16 protein-coding genes are annotated in these 25,077 nt (G+C 71.0%); 8 read left to right on the top strand and 8 right to left on the bottom strand.

Annotated features, from left to right (window positions below):
• Positions 1-19 precede the first annotated feature (19 nt).
• On the bottom strand, positions 20-268 hold the full coding sequence (locus tag Ade02nite_RS05635; RefSeq protein ID WP_203760436.1) for a hypothetical protein: 249 nt from the start codon (positions 266-268) through the stop codon (positions 20-22).
• A 238-nt stretch (positions 269-506) separates the two neighbouring features.
• On the opposite strand from Ade02nite_RS05635, the gene Ade02nite_RS05630 reads away from it, so the two are divergent.
• Complete coding sequence (locus Ade02nite_RS05630; protein ID WP_203760435.1) at positions 507-836, top strand: nucleoside triphosphate pyrophosphohydrolase family protein; 330 nt, start codon at positions 507-509, stop codon at positions 834-836.
• An 18-nt stretch (positions 837-854) separates the two neighbouring features.
• Here Ade02nite_RS05630 and Ade02nite_RS05625 read toward each other — a convergent pair whose 3' ends face one another.
• The 3 genes from Ade02nite_RS05625 to Ade02nite_RS05615 all read right to left on the bottom strand — a co-directional run bounded on the left by Ade02nite_RS05625 (position 855) and on the right by Ade02nite_RS05615 (position 8,600).
• A complete protein-coding gene (locus tag Ade02nite_RS05625; protein ID WP_203760434.1) occupies positions 855-1,346 on the bottom strand; it encodes an SMI1/KNR4 family protein in 492 nt (163 codons plus the stop codon).
• A gap of 55 nt (positions 1,347-1,401) precedes the next feature.
• A complete protein-coding gene (locus tag Ade02nite_RS05620) occupies positions 1,402-7,392 on the bottom strand; it encodes an RHS repeat-associated core domain-containing protein (RefSeq protein ID WP_203760433.1) in 5,991 nt (1,996 codons plus the stop codon).
• A 116-nt stretch (positions 7,393-7,508) separates the two neighbouring features.
• Positions 7,509-8,600: a DUF3500 domain-containing protein gene (locus tag Ade02nite_RS05615; RefSeq protein ID WP_203760432.1), complete on the bottom strand. Its 1,092-nt coding sequence runs from the start codon at positions 8,598-8,600 to the stop codon at positions 7,509-7,511.
• An 86-nt stretch (positions 8,601-8,686) separates the two neighbouring features.
• Between Ade02nite_RS05615 and Ade02nite_RS05610 the strand changes: the two genes are divergently transcribed.
• A complete protein-coding gene (locus Ade02nite_RS05610; RefSeq protein WP_203760431.1) occupies positions 8,687-9,007 on the top strand; it encodes a putative quinol monooxygenase in 321 nt (106 codons plus the stop codon).
• A 358-nt stretch (positions 9,008-9,365) separates the two neighbouring features.
• Here Ade02nite_RS05610 and Ade02nite_RS05605 read toward each other — a convergent pair whose 3' ends face one another.
• Both Ade02nite_RS05605 and Ade02nite_RS05600 read right to left on the bottom strand, forming a co-directional pair.
• Complete coding sequence (locus Ade02nite_RS05605) at positions 9,366-9,956, bottom strand: winged helix-turn-helix domain-containing protein (protein ID WP_203760430.1); 591 nt, start codon at positions 9,954-9,956, stop codon at positions 9,366-9,368.
• A gap of 93 nt (positions 9,957-10,049) precedes the next feature.
• Positions 10,050-12,251: a beta-galactosidase gene (locus Ade02nite_RS05600; RefSeq protein ID WP_239168554.1), complete on the bottom strand. Its 2,202-nt coding sequence runs from the start codon at positions 12,249-12,251 to the stop codon at positions 10,050-10,052.
• A 175-nt stretch (positions 12,252-12,426) separates the two neighbouring features.
• On the opposite strand from Ade02nite_RS05600, the gene Ade02nite_RS05595 reads away from it, so the two are divergent.
• From Ade02nite_RS05595 to Ade02nite_RS05570, 6 genes are all read left to right on the top strand, one after another.
• Positions 12,427-13,731, top strand: a complete 1,305-nt coding sequence (locus tag Ade02nite_RS05595; protein ID WP_203760429.1) for an ABC transporter substrate-binding protein — start codon at positions 12,427-12,429, stop codon at positions 13,729-13,731.
• A gap of 50 nt (positions 13,732-13,781) precedes the next feature.
• Positions 13,782-14,693, top strand: coding sequence for a carbohydrate ABC transporter permease (locus Ade02nite_RS05590; protein ID WP_203760428.1), 912 nt, complete (start codon positions 13,782-13,784; stop codon positions 14,691-14,693).
• 2 nt (positions 14,694-14,695) lie between these two features.
• On the top strand, positions 14,696-15,595 hold the full coding sequence (locus Ade02nite_RS05585; RefSeq protein WP_203760427.1) for a carbohydrate ABC transporter permease: 900 nt from the start codon (positions 14,696-14,698) through the stop codon (positions 15,593-15,595).
• A 14-nt stretch (positions 15,596-15,609) separates the two neighbouring features.
• Positions 15,610-16,629, top strand: a complete 1,020-nt coding sequence (locus Ade02nite_RS05580) for a LacI family DNA-binding transcriptional regulator (RefSeq protein ID WP_239168553.1) — start codon at positions 15,610-15,612, stop codon at positions 16,627-16,629.
• Between the two features lie 84 nt (positions 16,630-16,713).
• Positions 16,714-17,805: a glycoside hydrolase family 53 protein gene (locus Ade02nite_RS05575; RefSeq protein ID WP_203760425.1), complete on the top strand. Its 1,092-nt coding sequence runs from the start codon at positions 16,714-16,716 to the stop codon at positions 17,803-17,805.
• 117 nt (positions 17,806-17,922) lie between these two features.
• Positions 17,923-19,350 (top strand): NAD(P)/FAD-dependent oxidoreductase, encoded by a 1,428-nt coding sequence (locus Ade02nite_RS05570; RefSeq protein ID WP_203760424.1) that lies wholly within the window; start codon positions 17,923-17,925, stop codon positions 19,348-19,350.
• Between the two features lie 5 nt (positions 19,351-19,355).
• Here the strand turns inward: Ade02nite_RS05570 and Ade02nite_RS05565 are convergent, their stop codons facing one another.
• Both Ade02nite_RS05565 and Ade02nite_RS05560 read right to left on the bottom strand, forming a co-directional pair.
• Positions 19,356-20,174 (bottom strand): ATP-binding protein, encoded by an 819-nt coding sequence (locus Ade02nite_RS05565; RefSeq protein WP_203760423.1) that lies wholly within the window; start codon positions 20,172-20,174, stop codon positions 19,356-19,358.
• A gap of 48 nt (positions 20,175-20,222) precedes the next feature.
• Positions 20,223-25,007, bottom strand: coding sequence for a PDDEXK-like endonuclease domain-containing protein (locus tag Ade02nite_RS05560; RefSeq protein WP_203760422.1), 4,785 nt, complete (start codon positions 25,005-25,007; stop codon positions 20,223-20,225).
• Positions 25,008-25,077 lie beyond the last annotated feature (70 nt).

Genomic DNA, 25,077 nt, shown 5'->3' with positions numbered 1-25,077 from the left:
GGGCCATGGGCCCCCTCAATCAGATCTCACCGTTGCGAAGCCTCTCCAACGCGATCTTCTGCAAGCGGGATTTGACCGCCGACGGCTGCCGACCGAACTGCGCGCCGAGCGCATCGAAGTCGAGGCCCGACTTGTAGCCCGCCGCCAGACGGGTGTCGTCGAGAGCCGACCAGGGTTCGTACGCGTTCGGGTACTGCGCCTTCACCGCAGCGATCCTGCCGAGGGGAGCACTATCCGCCATCGTGTCGTTGCTCTGGGTCGCATCCATGGCCATCACGGTAAGGCGGGGGTACGACAGAAACCGGCGAGCGGACGTGTCCGCGGCCGGCCGACAGCACGAGGCACCCGGATACCTTCCAGGACGGTGGTGACTTGCGGGCTGTCGTCGCGCTGCCACCGAGAACGCTCACCGCAGCGCTGCGAGGCATATGCCGCCAACCAGCGTCGTGTCCGACGTGCTGGGGCGGCGACGGCCGGCCGGGGCGTGGGCCCGACAATGGTCGGTCATGGAGCTGGACGACTATCAGCGTGGCGCCCTGCGGACGGCGGCGCCGCGGGACAAGAAGAACGAGCTGCTGCATCTGGTGCTCGGGCTGGCCGGGGAGTCCGGCGAGGTCGCCGAGAAGTTCAAGAAGTGGATCCGCGACCAGGGCAGCGACGAGGCACTGATCGACCGGGACGACATCGCCAAGGAGCTCGGCGACGTGCTCTGGTATGTGGCCGTGCTCGCCGACTACCTCGGCCTGTCGCTGGACGGCATCGCCGCCGGCAACCTGGCCAAGCTGGCCGCCCGGCAGAGCCGCGGCGTGCTGGGCGGGAGCGGCGACAACCGCTGAGCTCCCGCCCGCCCGCCGCTACTCGTCCTCGTCGTCCTCCTCGTATTCCTCCTCGGGGACGAAGCCGGCGATGAACTCCTCGAAGGTGTCGGCGACGCGGTGCTTGACGTGGTCGGCGCCGACGTAGACGACGCTGGGCTCGCCGGTGGGGCCGTTGTCGGTGTAGTCGAGCATGACCGTGTCGGGGCCGGCCGAGGCCGTGATGCCGATGACCACCCCGACGGGCGGGTAGCCCCACTCCTTGATGAGCGTGGCGGACTGGGCGTCGGCGCCCTCCGGGTGGCCGATGCCCAGCAGCACGTCCATCTGGAAGTGGTCCTCGGCCCACGACGTGGGGAACTCGGTCGGGTAGCAGTTGTCCTCGAGGATGCCGCCGTTCTGGCGGCGCAGCAGGTCGACGTAGGCGGTGGGCAGGCGGTAGCCGAGCGTCTGCTCGGCGCGCCGGACCATGTCGTCGTCGACCGCCGGCCCGGTCCAGTGTGAGGGACCGGGCTCGAACGGGTTCGTCATGTCTCTCCCAGAAGGGTCTCCCCCAGCAGGGTCTCCGCCAGCGGGGCCGGAAGGGTCAGCAGATCGAGGCGCCGCCGGTATGGCCGGTCTGTGCGTGGATCGTCATGTCGACCAGCTGCATGCGCCCGCAGTCCTGGTGATGATGCCACGTCCATTTGCCCTTCCGGTATTTCGCCTTGATCCCTGCCGCCTTGTCCGCCAATCGGAAGTCCTTCTTCGAGTCGCCCGTCAGCGTGATGAACACGTCGGGGACGCTCGGGTCGACGTGGGCGGAGAAGTCCGGGAAGCCCTGGTTGTCGAAGGGCACCCCGGTGTTCGGGTGGGTGCCGCCGGCCAGGTGCGCGTTGCGCGGGCCGGAGACGGGGCCACCGGTGGCGCAGGCGCAGGTGGCGTCGTGGCCGCCGACGGAGCCGCCGCAGTTGTGCACGAGCACCGCGGTGTCGCCGGAGTACACGTAGTAGGTGTGCAGGCCGTCGACCGTCAGGTCGTACGTGCGCTTCTCGTCCTCGTACGTCCTGATGCCGCTGATCTGCACGAGGTCGCCGGTGGACGTGCGCAGCACCTCGCCCTTGCGCAGCTCGCCGGCCTCGACCCACGCCTTGCGGGTCTCGGACCAGAACGGGTGCGTGCCGGTCGTGGTGATCTCGCCGGAGCCGACCTTGAGGTCGACGAACTCCTTGTCGGAGTCGGTGCGGATGGTCGCGGCGACCTGGCGGGCCTCCGCGTGCGAGGAGGGCGACGTCGACGAGGCCGCCACCGTGTCGCCGGGCTTGAGCTCGGCGATCGGCTTGCTGCTGCCGTCGGCGAGCAGCACCCGGGTCTCGGCGGTGAAGCTGTGCCGCCGCGGGATCGGGCAGCTCGGCCCGTCCTGCGCGTCGCCGGCGCCCTTCTTCGTCTTGGCCTTGGCCTTCGCGGCGAGCGCCTTGGCCCGTTCGGCCGCCTCGGCCGCGGCCTTCTTCGCCGCCGCCTCGGCCGCCGCCTTGGCTCTCGCCGCCTTCTCGGCCGCCGCCTTGGCCGCGGCTGCCGCCGCCGCCTTCGCCGCCTCGGCCGCCTTCTCGGCTCCGGCGATGATGGCCTTGGCCCACTTCAGTTCCTGGAAGAACGTGACGACGGCCTTGCCCGCGCGGAAGATCGCCTCACCGATCTTCTTGGCCTTGAAGATCTTGCCCCAGGGCAGCGCGCCGATCACCATCGAGACGCAGGCGCCCAGGTCGCCCTTGAGGCAGTTGATGATGTCGTTGATCCCGAGGAACTCCATCAGGATCTGGCCGCCGGCCTCCAGGATCACGTCGAGCGTGCTCTTGGACTGCAGCTGCTTGGCCTTGGCGATGTCCTCGGGCGACGGTCCGGGGTCGACGGTCGTGCCCTCGGCCGGCGTGGCCGTCGAGGCGGTGTCGCCCTCGGCCGGCATGAGGCCGGTGGGGTCGGTGAACGCGAGCGGGTTGCTCGCCGCGTACGGGTAGGCGGACGCCGCCGCCTGCCCGACCGGCATCGGGTCGCGGGTGGCGAACCGCCCGGTGCCGGGGTCGTAGTTGCGGGCCCGCATGAAGTAGTTCCCGGAGCCGGTGCTGTTGTCCTGGTAGGCGCCGTGGAACTGCATCGGGTTGGCGGTGCCGCCCTCCGGGACCTGCTGCCCGGCCAGCGACTCGCCGACCCGCGGGTTGCCGAACGGGTCGTAGTCGTAGCCCTGCTCGACGGTGCCGGACGGGGTCAGCATGTTCGCGACACCGCCGAGCCAGTCGTGCGTGTAGCTGTGAGCGCCGGCCGAGTCGAGCAGCGCGAGCGGCTCGTCGTCGGGCCCGTAGGCGAACGACCGGGTCGCGCCGCCCTCCACGGCGTCGACAGCGATCTGCGGCAACGTGCCGGCCACGTCCCACGACCAGCGCTGCGTGCCGGCGGCGGAGGTCGACGCGAGGCGCAGGCCCGTGGCGTCGTACGCGAAGCTGGTCTTGTTGTTGTTGATCGTGGCCGTGGCGACCGAGTTGTCCAGGTTGTAGGTGAACTTGTCACCGCCGGCCTTGACCTGGTTGCCGCGCTCGTCGTAGTCGTAGGTCGTCAACCGGCTGTGACCGGCGGCGAGCAGCGTCTCGGTCCGCAACTGGTCGGCGTCGTCGTAGAGGTACGTCGTCAGGTCGCTGCCCGCCGTGCCCGAGCGCTTCTGGCTCGTGCGGTTGCCGACCAGGTCGTACGTGTAGTCGATGCGCCCGGCGGGCTTGGCCGTGCCGGAGCACGAGGCCACCGCGTAGCAGGCGGACGTGACCCGATCGGCCTCGTCGTAGGCGTAGGCCACCGACTCGGCGACGCCACCCCGGGTCGTGATCACCCGGGTCGGGTTGCCGACCGCGTCGAGGGTCAGGTCGTAGCGCGAGACCGGGTCCTGCACGCCCGGCACCGGGTCGCCGGTGCGCTCGGTGCCGACCGCGGTGAGCCGGCCCGCGGGGTCGTAGGAGCGGTTCTCCACCAGCCCGGTCGCCGACGGCAGCGTGGTGCTGGTCCGGCGGCCGGCCACGTCGTACCCGAAGCTCCAGCTCGCCCCGCCGGCGGTCTGCGAGGTGATCTGGCTGTCGGCGTCGTAGCCGAACGTGACGTTCGTGCCGTTCGGGTACTGCCGGGAGGTGATGTTGCCGCGCTCGTCGTAGCCGTACGTGAACGTCTCGTCCGGCCGGCCCGCCTCCTTGCGGACCACCGAGGTGATCTGGTCCTCGTCGTCGTAGGCGACCTCCCGCACACCGAGCGGATCGCCGTACGAGGTGATGCGGTCCTTGGCGTCGTAGCCCCACTTGTAGACCGGGCCCTTGGAGCCGAGCGCGCTCTGCGTGCGGCGGCCGACGATGTCGTACGTGTCGACGACCGTGCGCTCGGCCTTCTTCTCGTCGCTGATCAGCCAGGGCACCTCGAGCGTGTTCAGCGACAGCGTGCTGACCTTGTTGCCGTCGGCGTCGTAGCCCGCGTACGTGCTGCGGCCCAGCGGATCGGTGGACTTGACGATGCGCCCGGCCTCGTCGTAATCGACCCGCGTGGTGTTGCCGCGCGCGTCGGTCACCGATTGGATGGCGCCGTCCGGACCGTACGTGTAGAGGGTCGACTGACCCAGCGTGGCGTCGGCGCCGGTGACGGTGCGCTGCTGGTCGTCCTCGTTGTACGAGTAGCGGGTGGTGTGCTTGTTCGCGTCGACCTTCGCGATCAGCCGGTCCGCGTCGTCGTACTTGTAGAGGGTCTCCTGGTCGAGCGCGTCGACGACCTTCGTCTGGTTGCCGTTCGCGTCGTACTCGTAGTGGGTGGTGAACCGCTCCTTGTCGGCGCCGGCCACGTTGCCGCGCGGCTCGGTGGTCGCGATCAGCAGGCCGTCGCCGTCGTACTCGTACGTGGTGACGCCGCCGGTCGCCGAGGTCTCCTTGATCTTGTTGCCGGCCGGGTCGTACTCGGTCTTGACCTGCCCGCCCTTGGCGTCGGTGATCCCGGTCTGCCGCCCGGCCTTGTCGTACGACAGCGAGATCTTGCGGCCGAGGGCGTCGGTCGCCTCGGTGACCTCGCCGTTGTTGGCGCGGCCGAACGAGGACGTCTTGCCGAGCTCGTCCTTGGTGGCGACGGTGCGGTCCAGGTCGTCGACCGCGATGTCCTTCACGGCCACCTTGCCGTCCGGATAGGGCCGGCGGATCTGGATCGGGTTGTCGTTGGCGTCGTAGACGTACGTGGTGGTGAAGTCGGCCTTGTTCGCGCCCGGCACGTTGCCGCGCGGCGAGGTGACCGACTCGACCAGGCCCTTGGGGTTGTACGCCCAGCTGGTCACCAGGTCCGGCGAGTCCTTCATGTCGATCGCCGAGGTGAGCCGCCGCCCGGCCGCCGTGTAGGTGTACTTCGTCGTCACCCGCTCGGTCGCCTGGACCTTGATCTGCCCGGTCGGGTAGTAGCTGTACGTGGTGGACACGCCCTCGGGGCTGGTCAGCTTGGCGAGCCGTCCCGCCGCGTCGAAGACCGACAGCACCGGGTGCAGCTTCTCCGGCGAGAAGACGGCGACGTTGCGGTCCTGCTCGTCGTACGTGTACTTCTCGCTGTTGCGCCGCCCGTCGATCGCGATGGTCCGCCGGCCGGTCCTGTCGTAGACGTTCTCGGTGCGCCGGCCCTCGGGGCTGACGGTCGCCGCGATGAGACCGGAGTTGCGCTCCCCCGCCGGGATCGTCTCGAAGCGGGTGACCTTGCCGCGCTGGTCGGTCTGCGTGGTGGGCAGGCCCCGGTCGTCGTACGCGTAGGTGATCGAGTGACCCTCGGGGTCGGTGGTCTTGACCAGCTCGTCGAACTGGTTGTACTCGTCGCGCCACGTCTCGCCGTTGGCGTCCACGTGGGTGGTCGGGTTGTTGCGGGCGTCGTACGTGACCTTCTCGTTGAACCGCTTCTGCGGCGCCCACCGGGTGATCGGGTTGCCGGCCGCGTCGTACTCGGTCTCGTGCTGGTTCTGACCGGCGTTGACGACCAGGTTGCGGTTGAGCTTGCCGTCGTAGCGGTGGGTGTCGACGCCGCCGTTGCCGCGCTGCGAGTAGAGCAGGACGTTGCCCTTGTAGCCGTCCCAGACCACGACGTTGTCCGCGTCGGTGGTCTTGGCCTCCTGCTTCTCCGCGTTCCACACGAAGGCGGTGGGCGAGTTGAGCGCGTCGAGCTGGCGGGCGACGCGGCCGTCCGTGCCGTACTCGTTGGTCAGCGTGACGACCTTGTACGGGTCGACGACCTTGGTCAGCCGCGCGGCCCCGTCGTAGCGGTACTGCCAGATCTCGCCGCGCGCGTCGCGCACCTTGGTGAGCAGCCCGTTCGTGTACTCGTACTGGACGTTGCGGCCGTCCTCGAGCGCCACCGAGGAGATCAGCCCGCTCTTCAGCCGCACGAGCGCCTTGTGGCCGGACGCGTCGGTGACGGTGATCGTGTCGGTGCCGTACGCGAACCGCAGGCCCTGCTGGCGCGGGTTGAGCACCGAGGCGAGCCGCCCCTGCGCGTCGAAGGCGTAGACGATGTTGTTGCGGGTGACCAGCTCCCAGCCGTCGCCGGCGCGCCGCAGGTTCGAGCGGACCCCGGCCGGCCGGACGAAGGTGTCACCGTCCGCGGCGAACAGGACGTCCGAGCCGTCCTCCGCGCGCACCACGGCGCCGCCCTCGGCCGCGGTGACCTTCATGTCGTACGCCCAGGCCCAGCCCGGGCCGAACGCGGAGGGACCGGTGTTGGCCGACGAGTAGGCGCGCGCCGAGTCGAAGGCGACGCCGAACGACGTGAGCGACAGGTCCTTCTCGATGCGGGTGAAGGCGCCGGTGCCGGTGTTCACGCCGATGGCGCGGATGGCCTGGCTGGCGTCGGTCTGCCCGAGCGCGCCGGAGCAGTTGCAGCCGGCCGCCTGCCGCGCCGGCACCGACGGCGGGTCGATCGTGGCGCGCGGCGTGGCCTGGTCCGAGGCGGCCGAGGGCACCTCGCCGTCCGGGTAGATCGCGGTGATCGTCGCGAAGTACTGCCGCCCGGTGTCGAGCGTCCAGCCCTCGGCCGTGCCGAGCGACTTGCAGTACGTCCGCGGCTGCTGGCACTTGCTGGTGGCCAGCGCGTCCTTGCCGAGCGTCACCGACTCCTGCCGGGTGCCCGTGCCGACGTCGAACAGGTCGACCCGCCACGTGTCGAAGGACTCGTCGGCGAGGTTGAAGAGCACGACCAGCGAGGTGTCGCCGACCACGTAGCCGGGGCGCAGCAGCAGGTCCTTGGCCGCCTCGCCGGGCGCGGCCTGCCGGGCCTGCGCCAGGCCGCGCGCGCTGATCTTCTCGGGTGCGCCGCCGGCCCGCACGACCGGCGGGACGACGGGCGGCCGCTCGTTCTCGGCGACCGGCTCGTTGGGCGCGGCGTTGGCCGGCAGCCCGCGCTGCTCCGGGGCGGCACCCGCGGTGACCTGCGGGGTGTCGCCCGGCTCCGCTCTGGCGGGGTGCCAGGCGAGCGGTGGTGCGAGGGTCAAGATCAGGAGAAACGCGCAGAACGCCGCCGTCCGGCGGGCGCGCGTGCTGATGACGGCAGGAACGGACATCGATGCTTACCTCCCCCGTGGATAGCCGGGGGCAGACAACCACACGCATCGATGTTCGGAGGTCCCTAAGCGTCAGACCTTCCATCTAAACCAGTCGATATTTGCGGTATTTGAAATTAGTGGTGCGCCTGGCGGTGCGCGCGCAGCACATCCCGCCCGAAGTCGTTCGAGGGGTCACGCCACACCGAGTGAGCATGGTTCGCGTCGCGCTGCGTGTTGTCCCATTCGAGCAGCATCCGCGGCCCTTGCACGCGGTAATAGTGCGGCGCCCCCGGTTCCGTCGACCCGGCCCAGGCGAAATACAGGGCGTCGAGGTCGTACGCCGTCGGCACCGGCACCCGCTCGACGTACGTCCCGACCAGCCGCGCCAGCAGATCGCGCTGCTCCACGCCGAACTCGAGCGCGGACACACCCTTCGGCCGGGCCGTGTACTCCAGCGCCCGGTGCTCGCCCTCGCCGTAGCCGGCCCGCTCGTCGATCGCGTCGCTCGCCGCCTGAAGCTTCGCCCACTCCGCCGGGTCGGGGAAGCGCTCGTCGCGCCAGATCCCCGCGAGCGGGATGACCCGGTCCCCGTCGGCGATCTCGCTGCGGTTGCCGGTCACCAGATCGGACGGCGCCTTGGCCGACAGGATCGCCCGCGGCCCGAGCGACCGGGCCAGCTCCCGCGCCAGATCCTCCACCCGCCCGAGCGGCCGGTTGGTGGCGCCACCGAGAAACTCGGACGTCGCCGGGTCGGCCCCCATGAAGCACGGCGTGGTCGAGACCAGCTCACCGTCCACGATCAGGTTGTTGAGCGAGACGTGATGCCCGCCGAACCGCCACCCCCACGTGCCCTCGCCGCCCGGCTCCCCGAAGACCCGCAGGTAGTAAAGCCCCGGATCGCGGCCCCGCTCCCGGTCGAAGCGGGCCACGAACCCCTCGGTGTGGTCGAGGATGTTCTCCAGCCCCATCGTCGTCGCCACGGTGACGTAGCCGGCCCGCGACAGCCCCGAGGCCACCAGCCGCATGGCCGCCCGCTGCTGCGCCGGCCGCTGCTGGTGCACGGTCAGCCCACCGTGATCGGTCGGCGTGTAGAACCAGCGCAGCCGCTCACCCCCGCCGACGTCCCCCACGGCCACCCGCCGCTGCCCGTCGTCCAGCATGCCCAGCCAGCTCGCCGCCGCCTCGGCCATCACACCCGCGACCTCGCGCCGCGCAGACTCACTCATGACCCCAACCTATGCCCGTTCTGTGGCGCCGATCACACGCAAGCCCTAGCGTCCACGTCAGGGACAGTCCACCACCGGAGGCCACCATGCCCACACCCACCGACGACCGCCGCGACCTCCTCACGGTCATCGCCTACATGAAGGCGGCCCCCGGCAAGGAGCAGGAGTTGCGGGCCGCGCTGGAGGCCCTGATCGAGCCCACCAGCAAGGAGCCCGGCTACGTCAACTACGACCTGCACCAGAGCGTCGAGGACCCCGGCAAGTTCTTCTTCTACGAGAACTGGGAGACGCCCGCGCACCTGGACGCCCACCTGGCCACCCCGCACCTGACCCACTTCGCCGACATCATGGCCGGCCTCCTCGACGAGGACGGCCTGACCATCAACCGCGTCCGCCGCATCGCCTGACCGCGCCCGGAGAGGGCCAGTCCTCGACCCGGCCGGCGCAGGCGGTCGAACGGGCGGAGCACGGCGCCGAGCGGCGGGTCCAGTTGCGACGACACGGCGTCCCGGACCGCAATGTGGCCGCCTCTGCTGGTGGCTCGCATGCCCTCGTTCTCCAACACTGCGGCGAGCGCCTTGCGAGCGGCGTCGTACAGGAGCTGGTACGCGCCGGCGGGGTCGGTCGCGGCAATGGCGCCGGCCGAAGCCAGGTGGCGGCGCGCCTGAGTCAGAAGGACGTCGGCGTGGGCGCGACTGGCGGGGACGCGCTCCAGTTCACCACGGGTCAGCATGCCGTCGATGGCCTCTCGGCCTTGGCCCCACCTCATGCGGGGCGCCCCTGCTCGATGAGCGGGTACAGCGGACGGGAGCGCACCGAGGCGAGGAACGGGTCGTCGGTGGCCGCGCGCCAGCGGGACGGGGAGACACGGTGGATGTTCACTTCGCGGCCCAGCCGGTGTTCGGCGGCTCTGGCGGCGTCGGCCAGGTCGTCGTCGTCCGCGTCACCGATCACCAGCACATCGACGTCTCTTGGGGGTGGCCCCGGCGCGCCGGCGTGGCGGGCGGCCCACGATCCGTAGATATAGGCCGCCTCGACGGCCGTTATCGGGGTGAGCACGTCGGCCAGGACTGCCACCGGGCCGTAGGTCAGGGCCAGCAACTCGGTGAGCGGGCGGGCCAGGACGTTGTCCAGGTCGGCGCGCAGGAGCCGCAGGTTGCCCCGTCGCTCCTGCGTGACCAGGCCGGCTTCCGTGAGACGGTCCGCTTCCCGGCTGACGGTGGACTGGGACACGCGCAACCGGTGAGCCAGCTCGGAGACCGAGTAGGTCTGTTCCGGGTGTAGGTAGATCCACGCCAGCAACTCGCCCAGCACCGGGGAGCGCAGCAGCGGCAACAGCCGCGATCGAGCTTGCACATCCTGCACAGTATCTTGCATGACCTGCAAGTTGCCAGTTCACGAAGGGCAAGGCAAGGGGGTCAGGCGCCAGGGTGCGCTCCCTCGACCGGGTTACTCACGCCAGGTCGTGTGGGCGAAGAGCGTTACGGCGTCGATGGCGGAGAGCTGACCGTCGGCCGCCAGGAGGCGATCGCGGGCGTCGGCCGGCAGCGAGATCGTCGAGCCCGCGGCCAGGGGCAGGAGGTGCAGGGTGAGCGCCGCCCCCGGGGTCCAGCCGACGTCGCGCAGGTTGACGGTCCAGGGTGAGCCGTCCCAGAAGCGGTCCGTCACGGGGCGGCCGTCGACGCGGAGCTGGCCGATGTCGCCCGCCCAGTCGATGCGCAGGAACGGGTCGGCGCCGGAGGGCACGGCCGGCACGGGCAGGCGGTGGACGGCGGCCAGGTCGTCGAAGACCTGGGGGCTGGGGGCGGACTGGCGGCCGTCGAACTTTCCGTAGGCGACGGGGACGGTGACCGCTGCCGGGCGTACCGCCTCGGGGGTGATCGTGTGCGTGAGAGAGGCACCGCCGGAAGCATGCAGGGGAAGGTCGGCGAAGCCGCCGGCCGTGGGGTCGTAGACCTGGACCGAAGGGCTCAGGGCCTCCACGCGGCCGTCGGGGCCCCAGCGCAGCTCGGCCTCCGAGAGGAGCAGACGGTCGCCGTCGACCCACACGGCGGAGGCGGCGGCCGCGGGCAGCACGAGCAGGTCGAAGGTGCCGAGGCGGATCGGGGACAGCGACGGGGCCACCGCGGAGACCTCGCCGTCGACGGCGTACGAGACCGGGACGCCCGCCGACTCCAGGAGGACGAGGGTGGGCACGTCGCCGGGGAGGATCGTCAGCGCCGAGGCCGTGGCCCAGTCGAGGCGGCCGTCGCCGACCGGCAGGCGCAGCGGCCAGCGGGCCAGCGTGCCGGGCGGGATGTCGATCGGCGACGCGGGAAGCACCAGCTCGGCGCCGTCCAGGGCGACGCGGAACTGGGCGGCCTCGTGGACGGGCAGCGGGACGTGCGGCTGGTGCCATGACAGGAACAGGAAGCCCGACGAGCCGTCGCTGCGCAGGGCGAAGCGCATCGTCGACGAGTCCTCCACACCGGACGGGCGCACGGCGGGCAGGCTGGACGGCATGTCGGCCAGCGCGGGGCCGAAGGCCGCCAGGAACGCGTGCTGGTGGCGGAGCAGGGCGTGGGTCTCGGAGAGCAGGCCGGCCTCGCCGATCGGCGCGTGGAAGTCGTAGCCGAGCGGGGGCATGTCGTTCGGGTAGCCGGTCGCGTGCGACTCCTGGAGGCCGGGGCCGGGGTTGGTGCCGCCCGCGTACATGTAGTAACCCTGCCAGGCCGAGCCGTTGCCGATCTTGCAGTGGGCGATCGCCGCGATGTCCAGGGCGCTCGGGCGGGGCCGGCGGTGGTAGGCCGTGGCCATGCCGCCGCCGAGCTCGCAGGTCGCGGGCGGGAACCACGGCGAGGGGGTACGGGGCTGCGCCGCGCCGATCTGCTGGGCGCGGCGCAGGTCGGCGCCGATGCCCGGGTCGTCCCAGACGTGCGAGAAGAAGTAGTGGTCGCGGAACGTGGGGTCCCACGGCGCGTCGGCGTCCACCCAGAAGCCGTCGCCGTAGCCGCCGTACAGCGGCAGCACCTCGCCGGCGGGCAGGTCGGCGCCGCCCCACGCGGTGGCCGTCCAGAGCGGCGCGGACAGGCCGGCCGCGCGGGCCAGGCGCTTCAGCGTGACCAGGTGGCCGGGCTGGTCGTAGAGCTCGTTCTCGAGCTGGACGCCGAGCAGGTCCAGCCCGGCGACCTGCGTGCCCAGCTGCCCGAACCACTCCTGCACGAGCGCCAGGTAGGCGGGATCGTCCGTGCGGTGCCGCACCGGAGCCTGCTGCACCCAGTCGGGGAAGCCCCCGTTGCGGCTCTCGCCGTGCACCCACGGCCCGATCCGCAGCACCACGTCGAGCCCCTCGGCACGGCACGTCCGGACGAACCCGGCGACATCGAGGTTGCCGGTGAACGACACCGCGTCGCGCCGCGGGGCGTGGTGCAGCCAGAAGACGTACGAGGCCACGACGGTCACCCCGCCCGCGCGCATCTGCCGGAGCCGGGTGACCCACCGCGACCGCGGCACCCGGCTGTAGTGCAACTCCCCCGACACCGGGATGACCGGCACCCCGTCGCGCAGCAGGGAGCGGCTGGTCAGCGCGACGCCCGGCCGCCGGTCGACCTCGTTGCTCATCCGCGGCCGCCGCAGCGGTGACGACCAGGGTTGGTGCGCGACGAACAGCACGGCGACTCCTCGAGAGCGATGCGATCTGTAACCGGTCACAGCCAGGTGAGCACGCACGATACCTCGAAGAAACGGGATGGAATCAAGACCTTGACATCCGCGCAACGGAGCAGCACTGTAACCGGTCACAGGGCTCGTCCGGTGACGCACGTCTCCGGAAAAGAGGAGGACCCCCATGAAGAAGATCCCCTTGCTCGCCGGGGCGCTGGTCGCGGCGCTTCTGATGACCAGCGCGTGCAGCTCCGGCGACGACAGCGACAGCACGGCGGACCCGAACGAGAAGGTCGCGCTCACCTACTGGAGCTGGGCGCCGAACATGGACAAGGTCGTCGCGGCCTGGAACGCGGCGCACCCGAACATCCAGGTCACGGTCAACAAGCAGGACGGCGGCGACCCGGCCGTCGCCAAGCTGCTCACCGCGATCAAGGCCGGCAGCGGCGCCCCCGACATCATGCAGGCCGAGTACCAGAAGATCCCGACGCTGGTCTCCGCCGACGCGCTCGCCGACATCGCCAAGGAGGCCGGCGACCTCAAGGCGAAGTTCCCCGAGGGTGCCTGGGCCGCCGTCACCCTCGGCTCCGAGGCGGTCTACGGCGTGCCACAGGACTCCGGGCCGATGATGTTCTACTACCGCTCCGACGTCTTCGACAAGCTCAAGATCAAGGCCCCGGCGACCTGGGACGAGTACGCCGACGCGGCGCGCACGATCCACAAGGCCGACGCGAAGCAGTACCTCGGCACCTTCTCCTCGAACGACCCGGGCTGGTTCGCCGGCCTCTCCCAGCAGGCCGGCGCGAGCTGGTGGGGCGTGAACGGCGACTCGTGGAGCGTGGCGATCGACGACGCCACCACCCAGAAGGTCGCCGGCTACTGGGGCGGCCTCGTGCAGGAGGGCGTGATCGACAACAAGCCGATGTACACGCCCGAGTGGAACGCCGCCCTCAACGACGGCACCCAGGTCGGCTGGCTCTCCGCGGTCTGGGGCCCCGGTGTGCTCGAGGGCAACGCCGCCTCCACCAAGGGCAAGTGGAAGGTCGCGCAGCTCCCGCAGTGGGACGCCGCCGCGCCCGCGACCGGCAACTGGGGCGGCTCGGCCACCAGCGTCACCTCGCAGAGCAAGCACAAGGCCCAGGCCGCCGAGTTCGTCAAGTGGCTCAACAGCGACCCCGCCGCGATCAAGCTGCTCGCCGGCACCGCCAACGTCTACCCCGCGAGCGTCGACTCCGCCGCCGCGCTGACCGAGCCGCCGGCGTTCTTCAGCAACCAGCCCGACTTCTACGCGGTCGCCGCCGAGGCCAGCAAGATCACCAAGCCGTTCACGTACGGGCCGAACGTCAACGTCGCGTACAGCTCGTACAACGACGCCTTCGGCAAGGCCGCCGAGTCGAAGAAGGCGGCCGAGTTCGCCGGCGCCCTCGCGACCATGCAGCAGGCCACCCTCGACGACCTGAAGAACACCGGTTTCAAGGTCGCCGGCTGAGGCTTTCGAGCCGGGGCTTTCCCGAGCCCCGGCCCGGAGAAGGAGTCCCGATGAGTACCACCGTCCGCCGCCGAACCGGCGCACCTTATCTCTTCCTCGCCCCCGCCCTGGTGCTCTTCGGGCTCTTCCTGGCGGCACCGATCGTGTACGCGGGCTACCTGAGCTTGCGCCGCGTCAGGGTGAGCGGCCTCGGCCTCGGCTCCGGCTCGCGCACCGAGATCTGGGCCGGGCTGGAGAACTACACCCGCTCGCTCACCGATCCGGAGTTCCTGCCCAGCGTGTTGCGCGTGGGGGCGTACGGCCTGATCGTCGTGCCCTGCATGCTCGGGCTGGCCCTGATCCTGGCGCTGCTGCTGGACGCCGGCCGCACGCGCGTGGGCACCTTCGCCCGCACGGCCATCTTCCTCCCGTACGCGGTGCCGGCGGTCATCGCCTCGCTGCTGTGGGGCTTTCTCTACCTGCCGCGCGTGAGCCCCATCGTGGACGTGCTCGACCGGGTGGGCATCACCGCGCCCGACGCCCTGAGCTCGTCCTGGGTGCTCTACGCGGTCGCGAACATCGCGATCTGGGGCGGCACCGGCTTCAACATGATCGTGCTCTACACGGCGCTGCGGGCGATCCCCACCGAGCTGTTCGAGGCCGCCCGCATCGACGGCGCCGGCGACATCCAGATCGCGCTGCGCGTCAAGATCCCGATCATCGCGCCGTCGCTGGTGATGACCACGCTCTTCTCGCTCATCGCCACGCTCCAGGTCTTCGCCGAGCCGATGACCCTGCGCCCGCTGAGCAACACCATCTCGACCACCTGGACCCCGCTGATGAAGGTCTACCGGGACGCGTTCGTGCGCAACGACATCTACGCCGCGGCGGCCACCTCGGTCATCATCGCGCTCGCCACGTTCGTGATCTCCTACGGCTTCCTCAAGCTCGTCGGCTCGCGGGCCTTCAGTCAGGAGAACTGATCATGGCTGTCACCACCGTTCCCGTGGTGCCCACGACCACCGGGGCGACCACCGCGCCGCGGGTGCAGCGCCATCGCCGTACGAGCCCGACCGCCACGATCCTGCTGCTGCTCGGCGCCGCGTACTGCCTGATGCCGGTCCTGTGGGTGTTGATCGCCTCGACCAAGAGCGCGAGCGAGCTGTTCACCACGTTCACGTTCACCCCGAGCACCCACCTGTTCGACAACATCGCGTTCCTCACCAGCTACCGCGACGGGCTCTACTGGCGCTGGATGGCCAACTCGGCGCTGTTCGCCGGCGTCGGCGCGGCCGCCTCAACGCTGGTCTCGGCGATGGCCGGTTTCGCCCTGGCCAAGTACGACTTCCGCGGCAAGTCGCTGGTCTTCAACCTGGTGCTCGCCGGGGTGCTCGTGCCCGCGGTGATCCTCGCCGTGCCGCAGTACCTGCTGCTCGCCAAGGCCGGCATGACCAACACGTACTGGTCGGTGCTGCTGCCCAGCATGATCTCCCCGTACGGCATCTATCTGTGCCGGATCTTCGCGGCCGCGACCGTGCCGAACGAGGTGCTGGAGGCCGCCCGGATGGACGGCGCCGGCGACTGGCGGTCCTTCGTCCGGGTGGTGCTGCCGATGATGCGCAGCGGGCTGGTGACCGTGTTCCTCTTCCAGTTCGTGGCCATCTGGAACAACTACATGCTGCCGTTCATCATGCTCGGCGACGACAAGCTCTTCCCGGTGACCGTGGGCCTGAGCGGCCTGCTCAACCAGGGCGCCACCCAGCCGGCCATGTACACGTCGGTGGTCACCGGCGCGCTGCTGTCGGTGGTGCCGCTGGTGGCGCTCTTCCTCGGCCTCCAGCGCTACTGGCGGGTCGACCTCGGCGCCGGCGCGGTCAAGGCGTAGCTATGATCCCCAACGTGCCGACCCGCAAACGGCCCACCATCCGCGACGTCGCTCGCGAGGCCGGGGTCTCCTACGCCACCGTCTCCCGCGTGCTCAACGGCCGCGAGTGGGTCAGCCCCGACGCCGCCCGGGCCGTGCGCGAGGCGATCGCCCGCACCGGCTACACGGCCAACCCGCACGCCCGCTCGCTGGCGACGGGCCGGTCCGGCTCCATCGCGTTCCTGCTCACCGAGCCGCAGCACCTGCTCTTCGAGGACCCGAACTTCTCGGTGCTGCTGCGCGGCGTGGCACAGGCCCTCGCCGACCGCGAGCTCACCCTCATCCTCATGATCGCCTCGACCCCGGAGGAGCGCACCCGCACGATCGCCTACCTCTCCGGCGGCCATGTCGACGGCGTCCTGCTGGTCTCGCCGCACTCGGGCGACCCGCTGCTGAGCCAGCTGGTGCGGGCCGAGGTCCCGATCGTCGCCTGCGGCCGCGTCCTCGGCTACGAGCAAGTGATCAGCTCGGTGATGGCCGACGACCGCAACGGCGGGCGCTCCGCCGTCGACCACCTCATCAGGGCCGGCTGCACCCGCATCGCCACGATCACCGGCCCCCAGGACACGGCCGGCGGCGTCGACCGCTTGCAGGGCTACCACGACGCCCTGATCGCCCACGGCGTCACCATCGAGCCGTCCCGCATAGCCCAGGGCGACTGGAGCCGCGAGAGCGGAGCCGCCGCCATGCGGCAGCTGCTGGAGCAGGCCCCCGACCTCGACGCGGTCTTCGCCGCCTCCGACGCCATGGCCGACGGGGCGCTGCGCGTGCTGCGCGAGGCGGGCCGGGAGGTCCCGGGCGACGTGCGGGTGGTCGGCTTCGACGACTCGGGCCTCGCCGCCACCACCGAGCCTCCGCTCACCACGGTCCGCCACCCCCTCGACCGCGTGGCCGAGGAGATGGTCCGCCTCCTCACCGACGTGATCGCCGGCCGGACCCCGCTGTCCATCACCGTGCCGACGACCCTGGTCATCCGCGCTTCCTCACCCGCGTAACGGCTCCACCGTCTCCCGCGTCACGGGCTCCATCCCGGCGTCTCCCCCGGCGCCGGCCCGTCCTTCGTCGTGAAGGAGCAATAGATGAAACGGTTGATCGCCGCTGTCGTGGTGCTCGCGGCAGTGCTCACCCCGTCCCCGGCCCAGGCGGCCAACACCCTCACCATGCTGGGCGCCGACGTGTCGTCGTTGCAGCGCACGCTCGACCTCGGCGGCAAGTACTACAACGCGTCGGGCGCGGCCGCCGACCCGTACGACATCCTGAAGTCGGCGGGCGCCAACTACGCCCGGCTGCGCATCTGGAACAACCCGGCCAGCGGCTACAACAACAAGGCCAAGGTGCTCCAGCAGGCCAGGTCGATCAAGGCCAAGGGCCTCAAGCTGCTGATCGACTTCCACTACTCCGACACGTGGGCCGACCCCGGCAAGCAATATCCGCCGGCGGCCTGGGCCTCGCACAGCCTGGCCCAGCTCCAGTCCGACGTCTACACCTACACGTACGACGTCTGCACCGCCCTGAAGGCGCAGGGCACCACCCCGGACAGCGTCCAGGTCGGCAACGAGATCAACGTCGGGATGCTGTGGCCCCGCGGCCAGGTGGTCAACAACAACTTCGCCCCGCTGGCCGCGCTGCTCAAGCAGGGCTACAACGCGGTCAAGGCGTGCAACGGCGCGACCCAGGTCTGGATCCACACGGCCGACGCGGACAGCATGGCGAACGCCCGCTGGTTCTACGACGGCATCAAGGCACAGGGCGTGACCTGGGACGTGACCGCTTTGTCCTATTACTGTATGTGGCACGGGTCGCTGGCGAACCTCTACAACGTCATCACCGACGTCCGCAGCCGCTACGGCAAGCCGGTGGTGATCGCCGAGACCGCGTACATGTTCACCACCGCGGACGCCGACGGCGAGCCCAACTCGATCCCCGGCACGACGCTGTGCGACAACATCCCGGCGACCTGGGCCGGGCAGGCGCAGCAGTTCACCTGGGTGCAGAACACCGCGCGCAACGCGGGCGCGGTGGGCGTCTTCTATTGGGAGCCCACCTGGTATGCCATCAAGGGCAACGGATGGGACCCCGCCAATATCAACGGTACCGGAGACGGCTGGGACAACATGGCGATATTCGACTGGAGCGGGCGGGTTAATCCCTCGCTGCGCTGGGCAAGCTGATGATCAGTGCCCGTCGTGCAGTTTGCGGCGGGCGCTCCACAGTGTCGGTTCTCACGGCATACTGAGCCTGTTCAGGGTGCTCTACTAGACGAGTCACCGAGCACCGAGGGAGTGTCCATGCAGCGGCATCGGGTGGCAGTGATCGGCGCCGGCTTCGGGGGTCTTTTCGCGATCAAGGCGCTGCGCAATGCCAACGTCGACATCACGCTCATCAACGGCACCGCGTACCACTTGTTCCAGCCTTTGCTGTACCAGGTGGCCACCGGCGTCCTGTCCGAGGGCGAGATCGCCCCGCCGATCCGCGAGGTGTTGCGCAACCAGGACAACGTCGACGTCAAGCTCGGCTGGGCGCAGGACGTCGACACCGAAAACAAGATCATTACTGTTGCCGGCCCGGGCATCGACTACACGGTCGAGTACGACACGTTGATCGTCGCCGCCGGCGCCTCGCAGTCCTACTTCGGCAACGACCACTTCTCGGACAACGCGCCGGGCATGAAGAGCATCGACGACGCGCTCGAGCTGCGCGCCAAGATCTTCGGCGCGTTCGAGATCGCCGACCTCCAGACCGATCCCGAGGCGCAGGAGCGCTGGCTCACCTTCGTGGTGGTCGGCGCCGGCCCGACCGGTGTCGAGATGGCCGGTCAGATCGCCGAGCTGGCCCACCGCAACCTGCCGGGGCAGTACAAGCACATCGACCCGCGCAAGGCGCGCATCATCCTGATCGACGCGGTCGGCGCGGTGCTCAACACGTTCGGCGACCATCTGTCGACCCGGGCGCTTCAGCAGCTGCACCGGCTGGGTGTCGAGGTCGAGCTCAACACCAAGGTCGTGAACGTCGACCGTACGGGCATCGAGGTCGAGTCGGAGCGGGGCCACCAGCGCATCCCGTCGATGACCAAGGTGTGGGCGGCCGGTGTCGCCGCTCCCCCGCTGGCTCGCAAGATCGCCGCGGCCGCGGGCGCCGAGACCGACCGGGCCGGGCGCATCATGGTCAACCCCGACCTGACGGTGCCGGGTCACCCCGAGATCTTCGTGCTCGGCGACATGATGAACCTGACCGACCCGTCCACGGGCCGGCCGCTGCCCGGCGTCGCGCAGGTCGCCATGCAGGGCGGCAAGTACGCGGCCCAGACGATCAAGGGCCGGCTCAAGCGCAAGCCGGCCGGCGAGCCGTTCAAGTACTTCGACAAGGGCAGCATGGCGACGATCTCGCGGTTCTCCGCGGTCGCCAGCATCGGCAGCAAGATCCGGCTGTCCGGGTTCTTGGCCTGGGTGATGTGGCTCGTCGTGCACGTGTTCTACCTGGTCGGCTTCAAGAACCGGTTCACAACGGTGCTGCACTGGGCGGTCAGCTTCCTCGGCCGGGGCCGGTCCGAGCGGGTGGCGACCGAGCAGCAGGCCTTCGCGAGAAAGGCCATGTACGAGTACGGCAACCCGTTCGAGCGGGCACGGCTCGCCGACGCCCCGCCCGCGGACGAGGTGTCGGTGACCGACGCCGACCGGCTCAGCGAGAACGGCCGGGTCCCGGCAAAGACGAAGTAGAGCCGCTACCGGGGGCGGATGGTCGCCCAGACCATCTTGCCCTCGGCGCACGGCAGCGCTCCCCACCCCGCCGAGGCCGCCTGCACGGCCCGCAGGCCCATACCCCGCACCTCCCATCGGTCGACCGGCGGCGTGGGCGGCTCGATGATCCGCGGCAGGCGCGGGTCGCGGTCGCGCACGACCAGGTGCAGGCCGTTGCCGCGGCGGCTCACCACCACGGTGATCTGCGTGCGGGCGTGCTCGACGGCGTTCGCCGCCAGCTCGCTCATCACCAGCCGGCCCGGGTAGAGGACGTCCGGCAGCCGCCACGCGCCGCACGCCTCGGTCACCAGGTTGCGCGCCAGGGCCGGCGTGTCCGGGTCGGGCGGCAGCTGCAACCGGACCCGGTCGGTCGCCGGCACCCCTGCCAGGCAGGCCGCCCGCGCCTCGGCGACCGTCTCGAAGGTGGGCAGGAAGTTCGCGCCGCCGAGCCGGTGCAGCCGGTCGGCCAGCACGGTCGCCGACGGCAGGCAGGCCACGATCCGCACCGGGGGCTGCATCGCGCCCGCCACCTGCGACATCGTCAGCCAGGTCGTCAGGCCGGACGCGTGCGGGTCGTCGAGGGCGCTCAGGTCCACGACGAGCCCGGTGGGATGTTCGCCGAGCGCCTTCTTGAGGCACACGAAGACGTCACGCCGGAGCGCGTTGCTCCAGCTGCCACGGACGGTCACGAGGGTGAGCGCGCAGTCGACATCCGCGCTCACCTCCACACTGCCGCCGGTATGGGAGTGGTGGCGGGGCAACGGGTGGCGGACGCGCATGTCCGGCCAACGACGGGTGTTCATGAACGGGCACGCCTACCCGGGCAAGAGATCACCATGCGCAAATAAGGGCTATTCACTCGATTGAGGTACGTCTACTTCCGAGTGAACGGGACCCAGCAGCTCGCCGGCGATCGCGCGGTACGGCGTGGGCGCCGCGAGCTCGTCCACCCCGACCGGGTCGGCCAGCGCCCGCTCGATCGCGTCCCGCAGCCGCGCCTGCTCGGCGGCCGGATCCTGATACCAGGCCACCGACCAGATGCGATGGAGGTGCCAGCCGAGCTCGCGCAACTCCTCGTGGCGCAGGCGGTCGCGCTCGCGGACCGACGGGATCTTCGCGTACTCGGGGCCGTCGAACTCGATGCCGAGCGCGAAGACGTCCTTCTCCTGACCGGGGTGGAGCACCGCCAGCGGGATCCAGTGGCCCGCCGCGCCGACCTGACGGCGTACGACATGTCCCCACTCGACGAGCACGGCCGACACCGCGTCCTCGAAGGGCGACGCGTCCTCGCGGTCGGTGATCTCGCGCCCGAGCGTGGCGGCGGAGCGCTCCGCGTACTCCAGATAGGCCTTGAGATGGCGCACGCTCTCGTTGCCCATGTCGGGGACGTCGCCGGAGCGGATCGACGACACCACCTCGATGCGGCGGGAGGCGCGGGTGATGGCCACGTTGAGGCGGCGCCAGCCCATCGGCCGGTTGAGCGCGCCGAAATTCGTACTGATCTTGTCGTTCTCGTCGTAGCCGTAGCCGACGGACAGGATGATCACGTCGCGGACGTCGCCCTGCACCGCCTCGAGGCTCTTGACGAAGAAGCCGGTGAGCCGGTCGTCGTCGGTGAAGAAGTGCTCCAGGTCGGGACGCTCGGCAACCGCCCGCCGGACCGCGTCGTCGATCGCGTCGGCCTGCGCCACCGAGAGCGTCACGACGCCGAGCGTCTGCCCGGGCCGGGTCGTGTAGTGGTGCAGCACCCGCTCGGCGACCGCGTCCGCCTCGATCGGGTTGTCCGAGGTGGTCTGCCGCCGGTAGACGCCGTCGACCAGGTACATCTCGACGCCGTGGTCCGGCTCCTGCGGGTACGCGCGGGTCATGCTCACCAGGCGCCCGTGGTAGTAGGCGAGGTCGGCGAAGGCGAACAGCGCCTCGTGGCTGCTGCGGTGGTGCCAGGTGAGGTGCAGCACCGGGAAGGTCTCCCGGGCGAGCTCCAGGATCGACGGATGGTCGACGACGTCGTCCTCGACCCGGTCGTAGTACGAGGTCGGCGGCAGCTGCTGGTGGTCGCCCGAGACGACGAGCGCGTCGCCGCGGTAGATGCAGTTGATCGCGTCGGCCGTGGTCACCTGCGACGCCTCGTCGAGCACGACCATGTCGAACTCCATCTCGGGCGGCAGGTAGCGGCTCACCGCGAGCGGCGACATGAGCAGGCACGGCTTGAGCGCCTGCACCGAGTGCCGGGCCTGGGCGAGCAGCTCCTGCACGGCGAGGTGGCCGCTCTGCTTGTTGCCCTCGCGCCGGATGATCCCGGGCTCGCCGGTCGCCGACGAGGACGGGCGGCGCGCCTCCACCGCGTACACGATGTCTGCGAGGGCCGCGCCGGTGAGCTCGTTGTCCAGCAGCCGGAACACCTCGACGAGGTGCGACCGCTCCTCCGCTGTCGTCGGGTGCAGCCCCGGATCGTCCCTGATCACCGCGTCGGCCCACCCCCGGAGCAAGGCCCTTTCCAGTACGGGCCACAGGCGCTCGACCGGGATGTCGTTGTCGCCGCAGTAGTCGAGCGCGCCCTCGAGCCCGTGCTCGACCAGCACGCTGCGCGCGTCCTGGTGGCGGAACCACTCGTGCTGCCCCTCGGTGTCGTGCAGCAGCTCGACCAGGAAGTCGCGGGCGCTGTCGTAGTCGCCGAGCCGCTCGACGATCTCGGCGTGGCGGGACGGCCCGAACGCGTCGAGCACCTGCCCGCGCGCCGACTCCCAGCCGGCCACCGCCGCCGGCAGGCCCTCGGTGGGGTGCGCCTCCATCAGGGCGTGCGCCTGCGCGGGGCTGAGCGGGGCGTCCTCGCCGGTGAGCACGCGCCGGGCGTGCGCGGTCCAGGCGACGACCTCGTTCATCACCTCGTCGTCGGTCTTGGTGCCGCGGTAGACCGAGCCCAGCACGGCCGCGTGCGCGGCGGCGTCGGCCCAGATCGCCGTCTCGGCGTCGGTGGCCGCCTGCCGCTGGTCGGCGATGTCGCGGGCCTCGGCCAGCGTCAGGTCCCGGCCGGTCGGCACGCTGTAGGCGCGGATCATCTCGGCGGCGGCGTGCAGCGGGGCGATGTGCGCGCGCAGCCAGCTCACCGCGTCCGCGATCGGCCCCTCCCCCAGCTCGGGCCGGGGCGCGCGGGCCGGTGCCGGCCGCAGCGTCGTACGGAAGCGGGTGAACTCGTCGCGGGCCTCGCCGACGATGCGCAGCAGGGCGCTGTTCGGCCGGGGCGCGCAGACGTGCACGGTCACGGCGGGCAGCGCGTCGGCCGGCACCTCGCGGATCACCTCGTCGGCGTTGTGCAGCGCCTCCTGGATCGCCGCGAAGTCGGTCTCGCGGCCCTGCCAGTGCCTGCCGAGGATCTCGGCGTGCTCGGCCTCGGCGTCGGCCAGGTCCTCCAGCGCCTGCTTCCAGGCGGCGGCGTCCTCCACGTTCGCGATCGCCTCGGCGGGCTTGACCTCGGGCTTCGCGGCCTCGACCGCCGCGTCCTTGGCCCGCCGGTAGGGCCGCAGCAGCTTGCGCGGGCCGCGGTGCCGGGTGAGCCGGTCGGCGATCTCGGTGACCGGCTCGTTGAGCACTTCCTCGTTGAAGTGCCGGCGTGCCTGCGACTCGGCGTCGGCGACCGCCTCGACGGCGAGCCGCAGGGCCCGGACGGCGGCGTGCGCCCGCGCCATCCCGCCGGGCTCGAACCACTCGGGCTCGGGCTTGTGCTCGCGTCCGATCAGGTCGGCGATCGTGATAACGCGGGCCGAGTCGGGGAAGGTGACCACGTTCGGCAGGCCGAGCCGGGCGGTGACCCGGTCGAGGCTCTCCTGCCGGCTCTCCAGCCGGTCGGCCTCCTCGGCGAACTTGTTGGCCAGGTGGTCGGCCTGCGCGGCGTTCAGCGGCCCCAGGTCGACGGCCTCCGGCACGAGATCGGAGAGATCCGGTACGCCGGTCAGGTCGTCGGCCGACGGCAGCTCGGCCCAGGGGATGCCGCCGTAGCGCAGCGCGGCCAGATGGTGGGTGAGGTCCGTGGCCGCCTTCTGCACCGGGGCCAGGGTCTCGATGGTCAGCCACTCCTCCTCGACCTTGGGCGGCCGCTTGGCGGCGTGCCCGGCGAGCGCGGCGAGCTTGGCGGCGCCGGCGGGCTCGTGCAGGTCGAACGCGTCGGCCAGCGTCGAGTTGGCGATCACCGCCTCGGCGAGCTTGGTGAGCGCGGCCAGCGCCAGCCGCAGCCGCGGGTCCAGCGGCTCCCGGTCGACGGCCTCGCGCCACAGGTAGCTCTCGCTGCTCACCCGGCCGAGCCGCGACACGGCGTCGCGGATGCGGTAGAGCGACTCGGCGGTCAGGTCCTGCGGGTTCAGGGTCGCGACCGGCGCCGCGGGCGCCTCCAGCAGGCGGGTGCAGACCCCGAGCACGTCGAAGAGGCTGCGGCCGAGCGGCTGCCGGACCCGGTTCAGGGCTTCCGCGTACGCGCTGAGCCGCTCCCGCCGCTCGCGCACCGCGCGCCGGTCGATCGGGTCCATGGTCGCCAGCGCCGGCGGGTCGGTCTCGAGCGCGCTCGCCAGCGCCGTGGCCACCTCGCGCCGCCCGACCAGGTTGCTGTGCAGCGCGAGCAGGTAGTTGCCGAGGCCCGCGCCGGTGAGCCGCCGCTGCACGGTGTCGAGGGCGGCGGCCTTCTCCGAGACGACCAGCACCCGCTTGCCGGCGTGCAGCAGCCCGCCGACGATGTTCGCGATGGTCTGCGACTTGCCGGTGCCGGGCGGCCCGTCCAGCACGAAGCTGCGCCCGGCGAGCGCGGCGGCGACGGCCACCCGCTGCGACGCGTCGGCGTCGAGCAGCAGCGGCACGTCCTCGGGCGGCGCGGCCTGGTCGATCTTCTCGGGCGCGATCGGCTCGAAGGCGAACGCGCGGTCCGCGTCGTGCGTGGCGAGCGCCCGCACCACGGGGTGCTCGACGATGTGCGGCTCGTTCTCGTACAGGTCGTAGTACATCGCCTCGCGGTGCACGCTGAGGCAGGCGAGCACGATGGTCTCGTCGGCGTACCAGCCGCGGCGCTCGCCGATCGCCACGTCGACCTTGGCCCAGAGCACCGTCACGTCGAGCTCGGCCAGCGAGTTGATCTCGGGGATCTCGACGTCGAGCTCGGCCATCCTGATCACCAGGGCCGGGTTGACGATCGGGTCCTCGGGCCGGGCCACCAGCCGCGGCCCCGCCGGGTCGATCTCGACGGGGACCAGCAGGATGGGGCTCTCGTACGGGGATCCGTCGTCGTCGGCCCAGTGCAGCATCCCCACGCCGAGGTAGAGCGGAGAGACGCCGCGGTCCTGAAGCTCCTGGCGCGAGCGCCGGTAGAACCGGTGCAGCAGCGCGCCCAGCACCTCGGCCGGCAGGTCGGTGCGGAGGACGTGCGCGGCCGAGCCGTCGTCCTCGAAGGCGAAGCCGCCGCCCTCCTGCAGGACCTTGACGATCGCCTTGGGCGACGGGCCGGTGATCTCGACCGAGGTCTGCGCGATCCGGGCGAAGTTGAGAAGCGGGTTGGCGCCGGTCAGGTCGACCAGTCCCTCGCGCCAGGTCTCCAGGGCACGCCGAACCTCGGCACCGGGTAACCCGCTCGACTCGACTTCAGAATCCGGCCACATGCCCTCAATTCCAGCAACCGGACGGCGGTCACGCTGGAGATTTGGCCGCTTAGTTCGGATATTTACGATA

This window comes from Paractinoplanes deccanensis, from assembly GCF_016862115.1.
Taxonomy (GTDB): Bacteria; Actinomycetota; Actinomycetes; order Mycobacteriales; family Micromonosporaceae; genus Actinoplanes; species Actinoplanes deccanensis.
The sequence above is the reverse complement of the archived record's forward strand: the minus strand, read 5'-3'. Positions and strand labels throughout refer to the sequence as shown.

Bases quoted from the DNA above. Each gene is read 5' to 3' on its own strand.
- Ade02nite_RS05625 (WP_203760434.1), bottom strand. From the start codon at position 1,346: ATGACGAACCCGTTCGAGCCCGGTCCCTCACACTGGACCGGGCCGGCG.
- Ade02nite_RS05620 (WP_203760433.1), bottom strand. From the start codon at position 7,392: ATGTCCGTTCCTGCCGTCATCAGCACGCGCGCCCGCCGGACGGCGGCG.
- Ade02nite_RS05610 (WP_203760431.1), top strand. From the start codon at position 8,687: ATGCCCACACCCACCGACGACCGCCGCGACCTCCTCACGGTCATCGCC.
- Ade02nite_RS05590 (WP_203760428.1), top strand. From the start codon at position 13,782: ATGAGTACCACCGTCCGCCGCCGAACCGGCGCACCTTATCTCTTCCTC.
- Ade02nite_RS05575 (WP_203760425.1), top strand. From the start codon at position 16,714: ATGAAACGGTTGATCGCCGCTGTCGTGGTGCTCGCGGCAGTGCTCACC.
- Ade02nite_RS05615 (WP_203760432.1), bottom strand. From the start codon at position 8,600: ATGAGTGAGTCTGCGCGGCGCGAGGTCGCGGGTGTGATGGCCGAGGCG.
- Ade02nite_RS05630 (WP_203760435.1), top strand. From the start codon at position 507: ATGGAGCTGGACGACTATCAGCGTGGCGCCCTGCGGACGGCGGCGCCG.
- Ade02nite_RS05585 (WP_203760427.1), top strand. From the start codon at position 14,696: ATGGCTGTCACCACCGTTCCCGTGGTGCCCACGACCACCGGGGCGACC.
- Ade02nite_RS05570 (WP_203760424.1), top strand. From the start codon at position 17,923: ATGCAGCGGCATCGGGTGGCAGTGATCGGCGCCGGCTTCGGGGGTCTT.
- Ade02nite_RS05595 (WP_203760429.1), top strand. From the start codon at position 12,427: ATGAAGAAGATCCCCTTGCTCGCCGGGGCGCTGGTCGCGGCGCTTCTG.
- Ade02nite_RS05565 (WP_203760423.1), bottom strand. From the start codon at position 20,174: ATGAACACCCGTCGTTGGCCGGACATGCGCGTCCGCCACCCGTTGCCC.
- Ade02nite_RS05560 (WP_203760422.1), bottom strand. From the start codon at position 25,007: ATGTGGCCGGATTCTGAAGTCGAGTCGAGCGGGTTACCCGGTGCCGAG.
- Ade02nite_RS05635 (WP_203760436.1), bottom strand. From the start codon at position 268: ATGGATGCGACCCAGAGCAACGACACGATGGCGGATAGTGCTCCCCTC.